Below are 15,389 nucleotides of genomic sequence, written 5' to 3'. Positions count from 1 at the left end.
GGCCGACGCGCCATGCCCTTCTTGCTTGCTGGAAGTCATGAAGACCCTGCTGTTCCTGTTCGCCGCCGCTGCGGCCACCGCCACCGGCCTCGCGCTGGTACCCGAGTTCGATCCCGCCGAGAAGCTGCCCGGCGGCGCCACCACCACCTTCGACTTCGGCAAGAATGCGTTTTCCTACCCGGCCGCCAATCTGAGCGACCGGCAGCGCACCACCTTCGTGGTCGGCAATTCCTTCTTCAAGAAGAACTGGGTGGAGGCGCCGTCCTCGACCGAAGGCCGCGACGGCCTCGGCCCGCACTTCATCGCCCGCTCCTGCGGCGGCTGCCATACCGAGGACGGCCGCGGCAAGCCGCCGGCCTTCGACAACGACCTGCAGTCCGAGCAGCCGGTCGGCCTCCTGTTCCGGCTGTCGATCCCGGGCCGCGACGCCCACGGCGGCCCCAAGCCCGAGCCGACCTACGGCGGCCAGTTCAACAACGACGCGATCCCCGACGTGAAGCCCGAGGGCCAGGTCAATATCGCCTACCAGGAGATCGAGGGCCGCTTCGCCGACGGCGAGCGCTACACCCTGCTCAAGCCGAAGTACGAGCTGGTCGACCTCGGTTACGGCCCGATGCACCCGGAGACCATGATGTCGCCGCGCATCGCGCCGCAGATGATCGGCCTGGGCCTGATCGAGGCGATCAAGCCCGCCGACATCGAGGCCAACGTGCGCCGCCAGGCCGCGCTCGACGGCCCGATCAAGGGCCGCATCAACATGGTGTGGGACGCCTACGCGCGCCGCATGGTGATCGGCCGCTACGGCTGGAAGGCCAATACCGGCAGCGTGGCGCACCAGAGCGCCGGCGCCTTCGGCGGCGACATCGGCATCACCTCGAGCCGCTTCCCGCACGAGGAATGCACCGCGGCGCAGGCCGACTGCCGCAAGGCGCCGACCGGCGGCAAGCCCGAGATCGCCGATCACCTGATGGACCAGGTGATCTTCTACAGCCGCACGCTGGCGGTGCCGGCCGCGCGCGACCTGGACGACCCGCGCGTGCGCCGCGGCCGCGAGCTGTTCCACCAGTCGCAATGCGCCGTCTGCCACGTGCCGCGCTACACCACCGGCGATTTCAAGGCGGTGCCGCAGCTGGGCAGGCAGACGATCTTCCCCTACACCGACCTGCTGCTGCACGACATGGGCGAAGGCCTGGCCGACGGCCGGCCCGACTACCAGGCCGGCGGCCGCGACTGGAAGACGCCGGCGCTGTGGGGCCTCGGGCTGGTGCCGGCCGTGAACGGCCACAGCCGCTACCTGCACGACGGCCGCGCGCGCAACCTGCTCGAAGCGGTGCTGTGGCACGGCGGCGAAGCCGAGGCCGCCAAGCAGCAGGTGCTCAAGCTGTCGAAGCAGGATCGCGAGAACCTCGTCCAATTCCTCTCGTCCCTGTAGGGCACATCCTCATCCCGTCGGGGCCGGCAGGCCCCGATCCCTCCCCGGAGATTCCGCGCATGCAAGCCAGAACCGCCGCCCTCGCCGCACTGACGGCCCTGCTCGCCGCCTGTGCCGCCCCGACGCCGCCGCCGCCGGCGCCGCAGGCGTCCGCCACCCCTGCGCCGGCCGCGCCGGCCCCGGCCCCGGCCGCCGCGCCCGCAGCGGCCAGCGACACCATCGCGCTCGACGCCGCCGCCACCGTGGCCGGCTGGCAGCGCCAGCAGCTGCCGCGCATCGAGGCGCTGGCCGCCGCCGCCGCCGCGCTGCGCGACAGCAGCGCCACGCTGTGCCAGCGGCTGAGCCAGTCCAACCTGGACGCCGCGCGCGGCGCCTGGATCAAGACCTATGCCGCCTGGCGCGCCGTCGAGGCGCTGCCGAGCGGCCCGCTGCTGAGCCGCCGCACCGCCTGGCAGATCGACGTCTGGCCGACCCGTACGCCCAAGGTCGAGGAAGCCGTGCGGCTGGCCAGCGCCGAGACGCCGGTCGACGACAGCGTCGGCGCCGCGGCGCAGGGCCTGCCGGCGCTCGAATTCCTGCTGTGGGGCGAGGACCGTGCCCGCGCCCAGCTCGGCCGGCTGCACTTCCGCAAGCGCTGCCAGTACACCGCCGCGCTGGCCGCCGACGTGGCGAGCGAGACCGACGGCCTGCTCAAGGACTGGCGCAGCTATGCCGCCGAGCCGCTCGACCACGAGGCCGGCCGCCAGGCGTTCGAGGAGGCGGTGAACCTGCTGGCCGCCAGCTTCGAAGCGCTGCGCGACAAGAAGGTGGCGCGGCTGGGCAGCAGCAAGCTGGCCAAGAAGCCGACGCGGCAGGACTTCGACGCCTGGCGCAGCCACCAGACCAAGGCAGGCCTCGCCGCCACGCTGGGCACGCTGGAGGAGATCTTCCTCGCGCCGTCCGGCAAGGAACCGAGCTTCGCCGCCCGGCTCGAGCAGGCCGGCAAGCCGATCCTGGCGCGCCACCTGAACGAGGAATTCGCCGTCGCGCGCGCCGCGCTGGCCAGGCTGCCCGACGACAGCGCGACCGCGCTGGCGCGCAATCCGGCGGTGGGGCAGGAACTGCTCGATTCGATCCGCCGGTTGCAGCGGCTGGTCGAACTGCAGGTGGCCGACGCGGTCGGCGTGACCATCGGCTTCAAGGACAGCGACGGGGATTGAGCTTGGCCGGCCTGTTCAAGCAAAAGGGCGAACCCGTGGGTTCGCCCTTTTGCTTTTGTCAGTGCACTGATTGCCTGGGGAAGGTGAGAAGGGGGAAGGTGAGAAGGGGGAAGGGGGAAGGGTAACCCCATCCCCACCCCAGCCCTCCCCTTGAAGGGGAGGGGGCCGGGCGGAGAAGGCGCAGCGGGCGAGGCAAAATCGAACGACGCCTGGATGCTCACAATCCATCGAGGTTGTCGCGACCTGCTCCTCCCCCTTCAAGGGGGAGGTTGGGAGGGGACGGGTTACCCTTCCCCCTTCCCCCTTCCTTCTTCCCTCTTCCCCTGCTCACCGCCGCGTATCCGCCGCCAGCCGCAGCGCCATGCCGCCCAGCACCGTCGCCATCAGCCAGCGCTGGACGCGGGCGAAGACGGGCCGGTCGGCCAGGAACAGCGCCACCCGGCCAGCCAGCGTGATCAGCGTGAGATGCACGCTGACGCTGACCGCGATCTGCAGGCAGCCCAGCACCACGCCCTGCGCCAGCACGTGGCCGCGCGCCGGGTCGATGAACTGCGGCAGCAGCGACAGGTAGAGCACCGGCATCTTCGGATTGAGCAGATTGGTCAGGAAGCCGGTCAGCAGCAGCCGGCCATCGCCGTCGGGCGGCAGCGCGCGCACTTCGAACGGCGAACCGCCGCCCGGCCGCACCGCCTGCCACGCCAGCCACAGCAGGTAGGCCACGCCGGCCAGCCGCAGCAGGTCGTAGGCCAACGGCACCGCCAGCAACAGCGCGCTGATCCCCAGCGCGGCGGCCAGCATGTAGACCACGAAGCCCATCGCCACCCCGGCCAGCGAGACGTAGCCGGCGCGGCGGCCCTGGCACAGCGCGCGCGACACCATGTAGGCCATGTTCGGACCCGGCGTGATCGCCATGGCGAAGGCGACGAGGGCGAAGGACAGCAGCGCGTGGACCGAGGGCATGGCGGGCTCCATGGACAGTGAAGAGGCGGCCCGGCGCGAACGCCCGGCCGACCCGCAGCCTAGCCGACCACCAGCAGATGTACCCGGTACGGCCCGTGCGCCCCGAGGGTGATTGTCTGCTCGATGTCGCCGGTGCGCGACGGCCCGGACACCAGGTTGACCGCGCGCGGCGGCGCGCCGAGCTCGCGCCGCAGCCGGGCGAAGCCCTCCTCCAGGCTGCGCACCACGCGCTGCGCCGGCACGATGGCCAGGTGGGTCTCGGGCAGCAGGCTAGTCACCGCAGGCGTCTCCGGCCCCGAGCACAGCATCAGCGTGCCGGTCTCGGCGATCGCGGCGAAGCAGCCGGTCAGGCCGACCCGGTCGTCGGCGCGCGCCGGCCGCGTTTCGGCGCGGATGCCGACCGCGGCCCAGTCGAGCCCGGCATAGGCCGGCCAGCACGCCAGCGCATGAGGCAAACCGTGGCGCTGCAGATAGCTGGCCACCACCAGCGGTACCGCGCGCAGCTCGGCGACGCGCGCCACCGTGCTGTCGAGCCGGCCGGCGCGGTCGATGAAACGGGCGACCGGCTCGTCGCGCTGCAGGCCGGCCGGCCAGAGCGCCGGCCGGCGCGCCGACGCAGCGGCGCCCGACGCGGCGGCGCCCGACGCGGCGGCGCCCGGCGCCGTGGCGGCCGGCTCCGCGCGCAGCCGGCCGAGGATGCGGTCGCGTGCGCTCATCGCGTCGTCTCCTTGCCGGCGGCTCGCTGGCGTTCGGCATACAGCGCCTGGAAGGTGCGGCCGGCCGGCGCCGGCAGCGTACGGCCGCTGAACCAGCCGCTCCGGCCACGCAACTGGCCGCCGCGCGCCAACAGCCGCAGCCCGCGCACGATCCAGCCGGTCACCCGCGCGTAGCGGCTCGGCCGCAGCGCCAACGCGCCCCACAGCCGGAACGCCAGCCGCGTGCGCCCGCTCTGCAGGCCGGCCTCGGCCTGGCGCTCGCGCAGCATACGCAGCATCTCGGGCAGCGGGATCTTGACCGGGCAGGCCACCTCGCACTGGCCGCACAGCGTGGCCGCCTGCGGCAGGTCGGGCGCCGCCTCGAGGCCGAGCAGATGCGGCGCCAGCACCGCGCCCATCGGCCCCGGGTAGACCCAGCCATAGGGATGGCCGCCGATGGCCTGGTAGACCGGGCAATGGTTCATGCAGGCGCCGCAGCGGATGCAGCGCAGCATCGGCTTGAGCGCCGGATCGGCCGAGAGGCGCGAGCGGCCGTTGTCGAGCAGCACCACGTGCATCTCGTCGGGGCCTTCGGCGCCGCCGGCGTCCTTCGGGCCGGTCAGGATCGACACGTAGTTGCTGATCGGCTGGCCGGTGGCCGAGCGGGTGAGCAGCCGGACCAGCGTGGCGGCGTCGTCGAGCGTCGGCACCACCTTCTCGATGCCGGTGACGGCGACGTGCACGCGCGGCAGCGTGGTGCACAGCCGGCCGTTGCCCTCGTTGGTCACGATCATCGCGCTGCCGGTCTCGGCCACCAGGAAGTTGGCGCCGCTGATGCCGAGGTCGGCGGCGAGGAAGCGCGGCCGCAGCTCTTCGCGCGCCTCGCGGGTCAGCCCAGCGATGTCGTCGCGCCAGGCCGGGTCGGGCCGCTCGCGGGCATGGTGGGTCTCGAACAGCTCGGCCACCGCGGCGCGGTCCTTGTGGATGATCGGCGCCACGATATGGCTGGGCCGCTCGCCGGCGAGCTGGATCACGTATTCGCCGAGGTCGGTCTCGACCACCTCGACGCCGGCCGCGGCCAGCGCGGCATTGAGGCCGATCTCCTCGCTGACCATGGACTTGGACTTGACCGCGCGGCGGCAGCCGGCGGCGCGGGCGATGTCGGCGACGATGCGGCAGGCGTCGGCGGCATCCTCGGCCCAGTGCACCTGCACGCCGCGCGCGACGGCGGCGGCCTCGAACTTCTCCAGCCAGCCGGCCAGGTCGGCCAGCACCGTGTCGCGCACCCGGCGGCCGGCCTCGCGCAGCGCCTCGAAGTCGCCGAACTCGTCGGCGGCGCGCGCGCGGCCCTGGACGAACTTGATCGGGATGCGCGCCAGCGCCTGCTGAAGGCGTGCGTCGCCGAGGCTGGCGCGGGCAGCCGGCGCGAAATCGCGGGCGTCGTGGTGCATGCGGGTCCTCCGGCGATGGCGGCTCGTGCCGCCCAAATAGTTGTAGGTCGGAATTTAGAGCCTGCCCGCTTTACCGGGCATTCCGGCAGCGGCCACATGGGCATCGCTGTCGGAATAAATTCCGACCTACAAAACCGCGAAGAATCTGGTGCGCAGTGCAGGAACTGCTCAAGCGGTTCAAAAAGTCGCTGACGAGCGCCAACGAGGCCTCCCGCGGCGGCGGGGACGGGAGGGGTGGATTGAAACAGGGCGAGCCGCTGTTTCAGCTTGCACAACCGGCAAGCACCCGGGTTTCCCGGGCGCCTGAACCGCAGTCATCCCATCCCTGCAGCCGGTCAACTCTACGCGGCGAGATAAGCCGAGCGCGTCAGCCCCAACCGCAGCGCATCGAGATACTCGACCCGCTCCTGCTCGCTGAGCTCAGCGGTGGCCACCTTGTCGCGGTAGTGCGTCATCAGCTCGGCCGGCTCGAGGTGGACGTAGCGCAGCATGTCCTCGATGGTGTCGTGGGTCTCGATGCCGCTGTGGCGCACCGTGCCGTCGGCCGCCATGTAGACGTTGACCGAATCGGTGTCGCCGAACAGGTTGTGCATGTCGCCCAGGATTTCCTGGTAGGCGCCGACCAGGAACACGCCGAGCAGGTAGTCCTCGCCGGGCCTGAGCGTATGCACCGCCATATTGGTCTCGATGCTCTGGCCGTCGACGTACTGCTTGATCTTGCCGTCCGAATCGCAGGTCAGGTCCTGCAGCACCGCGCGCCGCGTCGGCGTCTCGTCGAGCCGGTGCAGCGGCAGGATCGGCAGCACCTGGTCGATCGCCCAGGTGTCGGGCAGCGACTGGAATACCGAGAAATTGCAGATGTACTTGTCGGCCAGCTTGTCGTTGAGCTCGTCGAACACCTGGCGATGCGAGCGCTGGCCGGCCAGCAACTGGCCCTGCAGGCGGCGGCAGATGGCGAAGTAGGCCTGTTCGGCCAGCGCCTTCTGCGCCAGCGTCAGCTTGCCCTCGGCGAACTTGGCCGACACCTCGCTCATGTAGTGGGTGGCGCGGTAATAGGTCTCGGTCGCCATCTCCAGCTCGGTCTGGCCCAACAGTTCGAGCAGCCAGCGCAGCACTTCGGGCAGCGCGGCCACGTCGCCGACCTGCGGCACCTCGTCGTCGTGGCGCTCGACGTCGGTCACCTGCATCACCAGCACCGCATGGTGGGCGGTCATGGCGCGGCCGCTCTCGGAGAAGATGTTCGGATGCGGCAGGCCGTTGTCGTCGCAGAATTCCTTGAGCATGGCGACCACCGTGCCGGCGTAGTCGTCCATGTCGTAGTTGATCGAGCTCGGGTTGCGGCTGTGGGTGCCGTCGTAGTCGACGCCGAGGCCGCCGCCGACGTCGACCACCTCGACCGGCAGGCCCAGCGCGCGCAGCTCGCCGTAGTAGCGGATCGCCTCGCGGAAACCGGCCTGGTAGTCGGCCAGGTTGGCGATCTGGCTGCCCATGTGGAAGTGCAGCAGCCGCACGCTGTCCTTCAGCCCGGCCGCCTCGAAGCGCTGCACCACGTGCAGCAGCTGCGCCGCCGACAGGCCGAACTTGGCCTTCTCGCCGCCGGTGTCGGCCCATTTGCTCGAGGCCAGCGACGACAGCCGCACGCGCAGGCCGACATTGGGCTGCACCGCCAGCCGGCGCGCCTCGTCGATGACGAATTCGACCTCGGATTCCTTCTCGATCACGATGAACACGCGGTGGCCGAGCTTCTGCCCCATCAGCGCCAGCCGGATGAACTCGCGGTCCTTGTAGCCGTTGCAGACGATGGTCGCGCCGCGCGGCGCCAGCGCCAGCACCGCCATCAGCTCGGGCTTGGAGCCCGCCTCGAGGCCGATCGCGGCGTCGGCGGTGGCGATGATGGACTTCACCACCGCTTCCTGCTGGTTCACCTTGATCGGGTACATGGCGGTATAGCGGCCGCCGTAGCCGAGCTTGGCGATGTTCTCGTCGAAGGCGCCGCACAGGTCGCGCACGCGGTCCTGCAGGATGTCGGGGAAGCGCACGATCAGGGGCAGCGCGAGGCCGGCCTTCTCGAGCTGGCCGACCAGCACGTGCAGGTCGAGCTCCTTGCCGCCGTCGCCGTGCGGCCGCACCAGCACGTGGCCGGCATCGTTGATGTCGAAATAGCCGGCACCCCAGTGACGGATACCGAAGACTGCGCGGCTCTGCGCGACGGACCAGCTCATGGCGGGACTCCAATGGGCGGCAGTGGTACTGCCTGTTGTTCATGGGATTTCACGCGGTGGCCGGGCGATGGACGGCCCTGGCACCGATTGGTGCGCATTATTGTCGGATTCGATGAAACCGGTACGACGATTTGCGGCTCAGGAGCCCTTGCCGCCCAGTCCGGCCAACAGATTGGCCAGCTTGGCCTTGCCCTCCTCGCGGCTGACCTGCTGGTGCCGCTTGCCGGCCAGCCGGCCGCTGACGCGGATCTCGTCCTGCGGCAGTTCGAGCAGGAAGCGGCTGGGCTCGACGATGGCCCACTCGCCGGCGCGCTTGCGCTTGCCGCAATAGGTGATGGTCAGGCTGCGCTGGGCGCGGGTGATGCCGACGTACATCAGCCGGCGCTCCTCCTCGACCATGCCGCCGTCGATCGACTGCTGGTGCGGCAGGATGCCCTCCTCGCAGCCGACCAGGAACACGTGGCCGTACTCCAGGCCCTTGGAGGCGTGCAGCGTCGACATCCGGACGGCGTCGACCTCCTCCTCGTCGCGCCCCTCGAGCAGGGTGATCAGCGCGATCTTCTGGGTCATGTCGTTGAGCGTGTCGCCGTTCTCCTCGGCGCGCTTGTCGAACCAGGCCACCAGCTCGAGCACGTTCTTCCAGCGCCGCTCGGCCGGCCGCGGCTCCTCGGTCTCGTACAGCCAGGCCTCGTACTCGATCGCGGCCAGCAATTCCTTGAGCAGCGCGCCGGCCGGCTCGCGCGAGGCGCGGCCCTGGATGCGGTCGATGAAGTTGCAGAAGGTCTGCAGCGATTCGTACTGCGCCGGCTGCACCAGCGTCTCGAAGCTCGGCAGATGCACCGCTTCGAACAGGCTCGTGCCGCGCTCGGCCGCCAGGCCGCCGAGCTTCTCCAGCGTCACGTTGCCGACGCCGCGCTTGGGCGTGGTCACCGCGCGGATGAAGGCCGGATCGTCCTTGGCGTTGGCGATCAGCCGCAGGTAGCCGAGCACGTCCTTGATCTCGGCATGCTCGAAGAAACTCTGGCCGCCGGCGATCTGGTAGGGGATCTTGTGGTTGCGCAACTGCGTCTCGATGGTGCGGGCCTGGTGGTTGCCGCGGTAGAGGATCGCGTAGTCGCTGAAGTTGGTGCGGTGCTCGAACTTGTGGGCCAGGAGGCGCATCGCCACCATCTCGGCCTCGTGCTCCTCGTCCTTCATCTCGACCACGCTGATCGGATCGCCGATGCCGAGCTCGCTCCACAGCTGCTTCTCGAACAGCTTGGGGTTGTTGGCGATCACCGCGTTGGCGGCCTTGAGGATGCGGCTGGTCGAACGGTAGTTCTGCTCGAGCTTGATCACCTCGAGGCTGGGGAAATCCTCCTTCAGGAGGTAGAGGTTCTCCACGTTGGCGCCGCGCCAGGCATAGATCGACTGGTCGTCGTCGCCCACCGCGGTGAACTTGCCGTGGAAGCCGGTCAGCTGCTTGACCAGCTTGTACTGGCAGACGTTGGTGTCCTGGTATTCGTCGATCAAGAGGTAGCGCAGCTTGAGCTGCCACTTGGTCAGGATGTCGGGCTCGCGTTCGAACAGCTCGACCGGCAGCCGGATCAGGTCGTCGAAATCGACCGCCTGGTAGGCGAACAGCGTGTCCTGGTAGGCGCGGTAGACGCGCGCCAGCCGCAGTTCGCCGTCGTCCTGGGCCTGGGCGATGGCGGCGTCGGGGCTGATGAAGTCGTTCTTCAGCCGCGAGATCGCGCCGATCGCGTTGCGGATCTCCTGCTTGTCGGTGGTGCCGAGCTGGTCGGAGATGATCTTGGCGGCATCGGCCGCATCGAGGATCGAGAAGCGCTGCTTGTAGCCGAGCGCCGCGTGCTCGATGCGGACCAGCTGCAAGCCGAGCGAATGGAAGGTCGACACCGTCAGGCCCTTGAGCCGGGCCGGGTCGGTCAGGTGCCCGACGCGCTCCTGCATCTCGCGCGCCGCCTTGTTGGTGAAGGTGATCGCCGCGATATGGCGCGGATCGTAGCCGGCCTGCTCGATCATGTAGACGATCTTCTGGGTGATCACCCGGGTCTTGCCCGAGCCCGCGCCGGCCAGCACCAGGAGGGGCCCGTCGAGATGGCGGACGGCGGCTTGTTGCGGCGGATTAAGCTTGTGCAGCATGGCGGGCGGACTTCGCGATCGGCGCGCGCCGAACGCGCGCGCCGGTGGGGACGGGAGTGCGGATTCTACCACTGCGGGCCGGCCAGCCCGGCAGCGCGCCGGCCGCTGGTAAGGTTACCGGGCACGCCGCGCCGGTTTGGACTAGAAAGCTATGGCACCTTGCCCTCACTCAAAGGACAGATCCCCATGCGCTCCATCCTCCTCGCCGGCCTTGCCGCCCTGGCCAGCGGCACGCTCTGGGCCGGCAGCTACACCGTCGGCGTCGAAGCCATCGACTACCAGCCGGTCTACCGCGGCGAAAACGGCCAGTACAGCGGCTATGCACGCGAGCTGCTCGACGCCTTCGCCTCCAAGTACGGCCATACGCTGAGCTACCGGCCGCTGCCGGTGGCGCGGCTGTTCGACGAATTCCTCAACGCCGACACGCTCGACTTCAAGTTCCCCGACAACGCGCAATGGGCGCCCGATCTCAAGAAGGGCAAGACGCTGAGCTACAGCCAGCCGGCGATCACCATCACCGAAGGCCTGATGATGCCGGCGGCGGCCAAGGGCAAGCCGCTGGCCGCGGTCAAGTCGATCGGCACCATGCGCGGCTTCACGCCCTGGCCCTACCTCGACGCGATCAACCGCAAGGCGATCGCGGTCACCGAGAGCAACACCTTCGACGCGCTGATCCAGCTGAGCCTCAATCAGCGCGTCGACGGCATCTATATCGCCACCGTGGTGGCCGACTACCACCTGGGCGAGCTCAAGAAGCCCGGCGCGCTGGTGCTCGACGACGCGCTGCCGCTGAGCCGCAGCGGCTTCAGCCTGTCGACGCGCAAGCATGCCGACGTGCTGCGCCAGTTCGACGAATTCCTGGTCAAGGAAAAGGCCACGGTCGCGCGCATCCGCGCCAAGTACAAGATCCCCGACTAGCCCGCCGGCGGCCCGCGCGATGTAAGTAGCCTGTCCACGATCTTTTCGCCGCAGCGCTCGGGGCATTGCCGGCAGCGGCCGGCGTTACAAGCCGCTTGCGGTACTCGTACCGCGGCGCGGCTTGCGCCCTGCCCGCTATCCGGCAATGCCCCGAACTCGAAGGGCCGGGCCGGAAAAGGGCCATTCACGGCGTTGGGCTCCTTGGCCATAACCGGTTATGGCCGGCGTCGCCCGCCTTGTGCCGGGCCCTTTTCCGGCCCGGCGCTGCGGCGAAAAGATCGTGAACAGGCTCTAAGCCCGTGATAAACAAGGCCACCGTCGTTTGACAACACCTTGCCCAGTGGCTATAGTGCGGCCTCTTTGCGTTTCCGAGCGTGTCGTAGCGTTGCGTTCTCGCCGCACGACGGGCTTACTTTTACCAAGAATCTTCAGAGAATCAGTCGGGAGTCCATCATGGCTCGTGTATGTAAGATCACCGGCAAGCGGCCGATGGTCGGGAACAATGTTTCCCACGCCAACAACAAGACCAAGCGTCGTTTCCTGCCCAACCTGCAATACCGCAAGTTCTGGGTCGAAAGCGAAAACCGTTGGGTGCGTCTGCGCGTTTCGAACGCCGCCCTGCGCACCATCGACAAGGTCGGCATCGAAGTGGTGCTGGCCGATCTCCGCGCCCGCGGCGAACTGTAATCTAGGAGCACGCAGCCATGGCTAAAGGCGCTCGCGAAAAGATCAAGCTGGAATCGACCGCAGGTACCGGTCATTTCTACACCACCACCAAGAACAAGCGCACCATGCCGGAAAAGATGGAGATCAAGAAGTTCGATCCCGTCGTCCGCAAGCATGTTGCCTACAAGGAAACCAAGCTCAAGTAACCGACACTTGAGCCGCGGTATTCCCGGCATTCTCGCAAGCCCCCGCTTCGTGCGGGGGTTTTGTTTTTCCGGCCGCCACGCGATGATCGGACCATGACTTCCTCTGCCCTGATCCTGTTCGCCCACGGCGCGCGCGACCCGCAATGGGCCGCGCCGCTCGAACGGCTGGCCGCGCTGGCGGCCGCCCGCGAGCCCGGCCGGCCGGTGCGGCTGGCCTATCTCGAACTGATGTCGCCCAACCTGGAAACCTGCGTCGACGAGCTGGCCGCCCAGGCCATCGCGCGAATCGTGGTGGTGCCGGCCTTCATCTCGCGCGGCGCCCACCTGCGGCGCGACCTGCCCCTGCAGATCGACGCGCTGCGGGCGCGCCATCCGGGTCTCGAATTCGAAGTCGCCGAAGCGCTCGGCGAAGCCGAACCGGTCCAGGCCGCGATGGCCGACTGGATCGCGACGCTAGCCTAGCCGCGCACCCGGCCAGACCTCGAGCAACGCCTGCCGCATCAGGCCGACCAGCGGGTCGTCGGCCCGCTCGGCCGGATAGATGAAGCTCAGCGGCAGCGTGCCGCCGGCATCGCCCCAGATCCACAGCCTCCCCTCGCGCGCAGCGGCTTCGGCCGGCTCGCGCCGCAGGATGCACAGACCCAGCCCCGCTTCGACGCAGACCAACATGGTCTGCTCCTGGTCGATGTCGTACACCTTCTTGGGCGCGATATTGTGCTCGCGCCAGATCTCCGCATGCAGCTTGGACATGCTGGAGAACTGCGTCGCCCCGACCCAGGGCTGGCGGCCGAGCACGCGCCAGTCGGCGCCTTCGAGCGACGCGCGCCAGGCCAGCGGCGCAGCCACCACGTAAGGCGCGTCGGCCAGCGTCAGCATATGTACGGTCTGGTAGGGGTTGCGGCCGATGAAGAAGCCGGCGTCGAGCTCCTTCTTGCGCACCTCGTTGAGCACCCCGCCCGAAATCCCCTGCAGCGTGCTGATCTGCAACAGCGGGTGGCGCTGCCGCAAGAGCGCGAGCCAGGGCCCGAGCCGCAGCGCCTCCGGCGTCAGGATGGTGCCGATCCGGAGCTTGCCGGCCGGCTCGCCGCGCAGCGCCTTGGCCCGGTTCAGCATCTCCAGGCTGCCGGCCAGGATCTTCTCGGCCTCGACCACCAGCAGCTTGCCCGCCTCGGTCAGCGTCACGCCCGACGAAGTGCGCTCGAACAGGCTGGTGCCAGTCTCCTCCTCGAGCGCCTTGATCTGCGCGGTCACCGCCGGCTGGCTCAGGTGCAGGATTTCCGCGGCCTGGGTCAGGTGGCCCTGGTGGGCGACCGTGACGAACGTCCGCAGTTGGTACAGTTCCATCGTCTCTCCCCTGTTGTGCCGCGATTGTGCCGCGCCGGCCGCGGCCCGCGCCATCACCGAATTCGATGCCCATCATCGAAGGCCCTCGGGCATCGCGCGCAAACCCGCGTCGCGACTGGCTTTCGGCACGCTTACTCGGTCCGGTTGATCCTCGCTATCGAAAAATGCGATTGGATCGGCGCCAAGACGCCGACATAGATTGCCGCACGGCCCGATCCGGCATCACACGGGCTCCGCGACACGGCCCATAGAGGCCGCAACCTTGGGCGCGAGCCCATTCGATAAGCTGGAGACAACACATATGACCGACATTGCCCACAACGCGCCCGGCAATCCTGCCGCCGCGCGGCCGATGACCAAGGAAGAGCGCAAGGTGATCTTCGCCTCTTCGCTCGGCACCGTGTTCGAGTGGTACGACTTCTACCTGTACGGCTCGCTGGCCGCCATCATCTCCAAGCAGTTCTTCGCCGGCGTCAACGACACCACCGCCTTCATCTTCGCCCTGATGGCCTTCGCCGCCGGCTTCGCGGTGCGGCCGTTCGGCGCGCTGGTGTTCGGCCGGCTCGGCGACATGATCGGCCGCAAGTACACCTTCCTGGTCACCATCCTGATCATGGGCGTCTCGACCGCGGTGGTCGGCCTGTTGCCCGGTTACGCCAGCATCGGCATCGCCGCACCGATCATCCTGATCGGCCTGCGCCTCCTGCAGGGCCTGGCGCTCGGCGGCGAGTACGGCGGCGCCGCCACCTACGTGGCCGAGCACGCGCCGCACGGCAAGCGCGGCCTCTACACCAGCTTCATCCAGACCACCGCGACGCTGGGCCTGTTCCTGTCGCTGCTGGTGATCTGGATCTGCCGCAACAGCTTCGGCAAGGAAGAATTCGAAGCCTGGGCCTGGCGGGTGCCGTTCCTGGTGTCGATCCTGCTGCTGATCGTGTCGGTCTACATCCGCATGCAGCTCAACGAATCGCCGGCCTTCAAGAAGATGAAGGAGGAAGGCAAGCACTCCAAGGCGCCGCTGACCGAATCCTTCCTGCGCTGGCCCAACCTGAAGATCGTGCTGCTGTCGCTGTTCGGCGGCACCGCCGGCCAGGCGGTGGTCTGGTACACCGGCCAGTTCTACGCGCTGTTCTTCCTGACCAAGACGCTCGGCGTCGACCCCGACCGCGCCGACATCCTGATCGCCGTCTCGCTGGCCATCGCCACGCCGTTCTTCATCATCTTCGGCGCGCTGTCGGACCGGATCGGCCGCAAGAAGATCATCATGGCCGGCTGCCTGATCGCCGCGGCCAGCTACTTCCCGATCTTCAAGGCGCTGACGCACAACGCCAATCCGGCGCTCGAAGCCGCCGTCGCCCAATCGCCGGTCAAGGTGATCGCCGATCCGGCTCATTGCGCCTTCCAGTTCGACCCGATCGGCAAGGCCACCTTCAAGCAGTCGTGCGACATCATCAAGTCGGCGCTGGCCAAGAAGGGGATCCCGTACGAGAACGTGGCGGCACCAGCCGGCTCGGTGGCGGCGATCACGGTCGGCGAGATCAAGATCGACAGCTTCGAGGGTGAAGCGCTGGCCAAGGATGAGTTCAAGGCCAAGGCCGATGCCTTCAACAAGCAGCTCGGCGACACGCTCAAGTCCGCCGGCTACCCGGCCAAGGCCGACGCGGCGGCGATGAACACGCCGATGGTGATCGCCCTGCTGACCATCCTGGTGATCTTCGTGACCATGGTGTACGGCCCGATCGCGGCCTGGCTGGTCGAGCTGTTCCCGACCCGCATCCGCTACACCTCGATGTCGCTGCCCTACCACATCGGCAACGGCTGGTTCGGCGGCTTCCTGCCGACCGTGGCCTTCGCCATGGTGGCCGCCACCGGCGACATCTACTACGGCCTGTGGTACCCGATCGCGTTCGCGCTGATGACCTTCGTGATCGGCGCGCTGTTCGCGCCGGAAACCAAGGACCGCGACATCTACGCCAACGACTGAGCCGGCGGGGCGCGATCATCGCGCCCCCTGCGCCCGACCGGATCCGCGCGGCGGCAGCCCCTGCCGGCTGCCGCCGCACCGGATCCCCTCCGCACGGACCATCCCGCTTGCCGCCAACCGTTTCGATGCTGCCGCGCAGTCTCGAAACGACTGACGACAATTAGACAGAC

Annotated in this window: 13 protein-coding genes; 7 read left to right on the top strand and 6 right to left on the bottom strand. The window is 68.8% G+C overall.

Annotated features, from left to right (window positions below; translation table 11 throughout):
* Positions 1 to 37 precede the first annotated feature (37 nt).
* Positions 38 to 1,432, top strand: a complete 1,395-nt coding sequence (locus tag H9L41_RS02985; RefSeq protein WP_028445590.1) for a di-heme oxidoreductase family protein — start codon at positions 38 to 40, stop codon at positions 1,430 to 1,432.
* A 59-nt stretch (positions 1,433 to 1,491) separates the two neighbouring features.
* Complete coding sequence (locus H9L41_RS02980) at positions 1,492 to 2,631, top strand: imelysin family protein (protein WP_028445589.1); 1,140 nt, start codon at positions 1,492 to 1,494, stop codon at positions 2,629 to 2,631.
* Between the two features lie 327 nt (positions 2,632 to 2,958).
* Here the strand turns inward: H9L41_RS02980 and H9L41_RS02975 are convergent, their stop codons facing one another.
* The 5 genes from H9L41_RS02975 to H9L41_RS02955 all read right to left on the bottom strand — a co-directional run bounded on the left by H9L41_RS02975 (position 2,959) and on the right by H9L41_RS02955 (position 10,101).
* A complete protein-coding gene (locus H9L41_RS02975) occupies positions 2,959 to 3,591 on the bottom strand; it encodes a LysE family translocator (protein WP_028445588.1) in 633 nt (210 codons plus the stop codon).
* 59 nt (positions 3,592 to 3,650) lie between these two features.
* Entirely contained in the window at positions 3,651 to 4,307 is a 657-nt protein-coding gene (locus H9L41_RS02970; protein WP_028445587.1) for a LutC/YkgG family protein, read from the bottom strand.
* Positions 4,304 to 5,737, bottom strand: coding sequence for a LutB/LldF family L-lactate oxidation iron-sulfur protein (locus tag H9L41_RS02965; protein WP_028445586.1), 1,434 nt, complete (start codon positions 5,735 to 5,737; stop codon positions 4,304 to 4,306). Before H9L41_RS02965 ends, H9L41_RS02970 begins: the two co-directional genes overlap by 4 nt.
* Positions 5,738 to 6,078: 341 nt before the next feature.
* Positions 6,079 to 7,959, bottom strand: coding sequence for an arginine decarboxylase (gene speA / locus H9L41_RS02960; protein WP_028445585.1), 1,881 nt, complete (start codon positions 7,957 to 7,959; stop codon positions 6,079 to 6,081).
* Between the two features lie 138 nt (positions 7,960 to 8,097).
* Entirely contained in the window at positions 8,098 to 10,101 is a 2,004-nt protein-coding gene (locus H9L41_RS02955; RefSeq protein WP_028445584.1) for a UvrD-helicase domain-containing protein, read from the bottom strand.
* A gap of 186 nt (positions 10,102 to 10,287) precedes the next feature.
* On the opposite strand from H9L41_RS02955, the gene H9L41_RS02950 reads away from it, so the two are divergent.
* From H9L41_RS02950 to H9L41_RS02935, 4 genes are all read left to right on the top strand, one after another.
* Complete coding sequence (locus H9L41_RS02950; RefSeq protein WP_051318871.1) at positions 10,288 to 11,019, top strand: substrate-binding periplasmic protein; 732 nt, start codon at positions 10,288 to 10,290, stop codon at positions 11,017 to 11,019.
* Between the two features lie 453 nt (positions 11,020 to 11,472).
* Positions 11,473 to 11,706: a 50S ribosomal protein L28 gene (rpmB, locus tag H9L41_RS02945; RefSeq protein ID WP_028445583.1), complete on the top strand. Its 234-nt coding sequence runs from the start codon at positions 11,473 to 11,475 to the stop codon at positions 11,704 to 11,706.
* A 17-nt stretch (positions 11,707 to 11,723) separates the two neighbouring features.
* Positions 11,724 to 11,891, top strand: coding sequence for a 50S ribosomal protein L33 (gene rpmG / locus H9L41_RS02940; protein ID WP_028445582.1), 168 nt, complete (start codon positions 11,724 to 11,726; stop codon positions 11,889 to 11,891).
* A gap of 93 nt (positions 11,892 to 11,984) precedes the next feature.
* Complete coding sequence (locus H9L41_RS02935; protein ID WP_028445581.1) at positions 11,985 to 12,353, top strand: sirohydrochlorin chelatase; 369 nt, start codon at positions 11,985 to 11,987, stop codon at positions 12,351 to 12,353.
* Here the strand turns inward: H9L41_RS02935 and H9L41_RS02930 are convergent.
* Positions 12,345 to 13,235, bottom strand: coding sequence for a LysR family transcriptional regulator (locus tag H9L41_RS02930; protein WP_028445580.1), 891 nt, complete (start codon positions 13,233 to 13,235; stop codon positions 12,345 to 12,347). The genes H9L41_RS02935 and H9L41_RS02930 overlap by 9 nt on opposite strands.
* A gap of 301 nt (positions 13,236 to 13,536) precedes the next feature.
* On the opposite strand from H9L41_RS02930, the gene H9L41_RS02925 reads away from it, so the two are divergent.
* Positions 13,537 to 15,219: an MFS transporter gene (locus H9L41_RS02925; RefSeq protein ID WP_028445579.1), complete on the top strand. Its 1,683-nt coding sequence runs from the start codon at positions 13,537 to 13,539 to the stop codon at positions 15,217 to 15,219.
* The last annotated feature ends 170 nt before the right edge of the window (positions 15,220 to 15,389 follow it).

This window comes from Chitinimonas koreensis, from assembly GCF_014353015.1.
GTDB classification, from domain to species: Bacteria; Pseudomonadota; Gammaproteobacteria; order Burkholderiales; family Chitinimonadaceae; genus Chitinimonas; species Chitinimonas koreensis.
This window is presented reverse-complemented; position numbering and strand designations above follow the sequence as displayed.

Coding starts and splice junctions, on each gene's coding strand:
- rpmG (WP_028445582.1), top strand. CDS start 11,724: ATGGCTAAAGGCGCTCGCGAAAAGATCAAGCTGGAATCGACCGCAGGT.
- H9L41_RS02970 (WP_028445587.1), bottom strand. CDS start 4,307: ATGAGCGCACGCGACCGCATCCTCGGCCGGCTGCGCGCGGAGCCGGCC.
- rpmB (WP_028445583.1), top strand. CDS start 11,473: ATGGCTCGTGTATGTAAGATCACCGGCAAGCGGCCGATGGTCGGGAAC.
- H9L41_RS02955 (WP_028445584.1), bottom strand. CDS start 10,101: ATGCTGCACAAGCTTAATCCGCCGCAACAAGCCGCCGTCCGCCATCTC.
- H9L41_RS02935 (WP_028445581.1), top strand. CDS start 11,985: ATGACTTCCTCTGCCCTGATCCTGTTCGCCCACGGCGCGCGCGACCCG.
- H9L41_RS02950 (WP_051318871.1), top strand. CDS start 10,288: ATGCGCTCCATCCTCCTCGCCGGCCTTGCCGCCCTGGCCAGCGGCACG.
- H9L41_RS02975 (WP_028445588.1), bottom strand. CDS start 3,591: ATGCCCTCGGTCCACGCGCTGCTGTCCTTCGCCCTCGTCGCCTTCGCC.
- H9L41_RS02980 (WP_028445589.1), top strand. CDS start 1,492: ATGCAAGCCAGAACCGCCGCCCTCGCCGCACTGACGGCCCTGCTCGCC.
- H9L41_RS02930 (WP_028445580.1), bottom strand. CDS start 13,235: ATGGAACTGTACCAACTGCGGACGTTCGTCACGGTCGCCCACCAGGGC.
- speA (WP_028445585.1), bottom strand. CDS start 7,959: ATGAGCTGGTCCGTCGCGCAGAGCCGCGCAGTCTTCGGTATCCGTCAC.
- H9L41_RS02925 (WP_028445579.1), top strand. CDS start 13,537: ATGACCGACATTGCCCACAACGCGCCCGGCAATCCTGCCGCCGCGCGG.
- H9L41_RS02965 (WP_028445586.1), bottom strand. CDS start 5,737: ATGCACCACGACGCCCGCGATTTCGCGCCGGCTGCCCGCGCCAGCCTC.
- H9L41_RS02985 (WP_028445590.1), top strand. CDS start 38: ATGAAGACCCTGCTGTTCCTGTTCGCCGCCGCTGCGGCCACCGCCACC.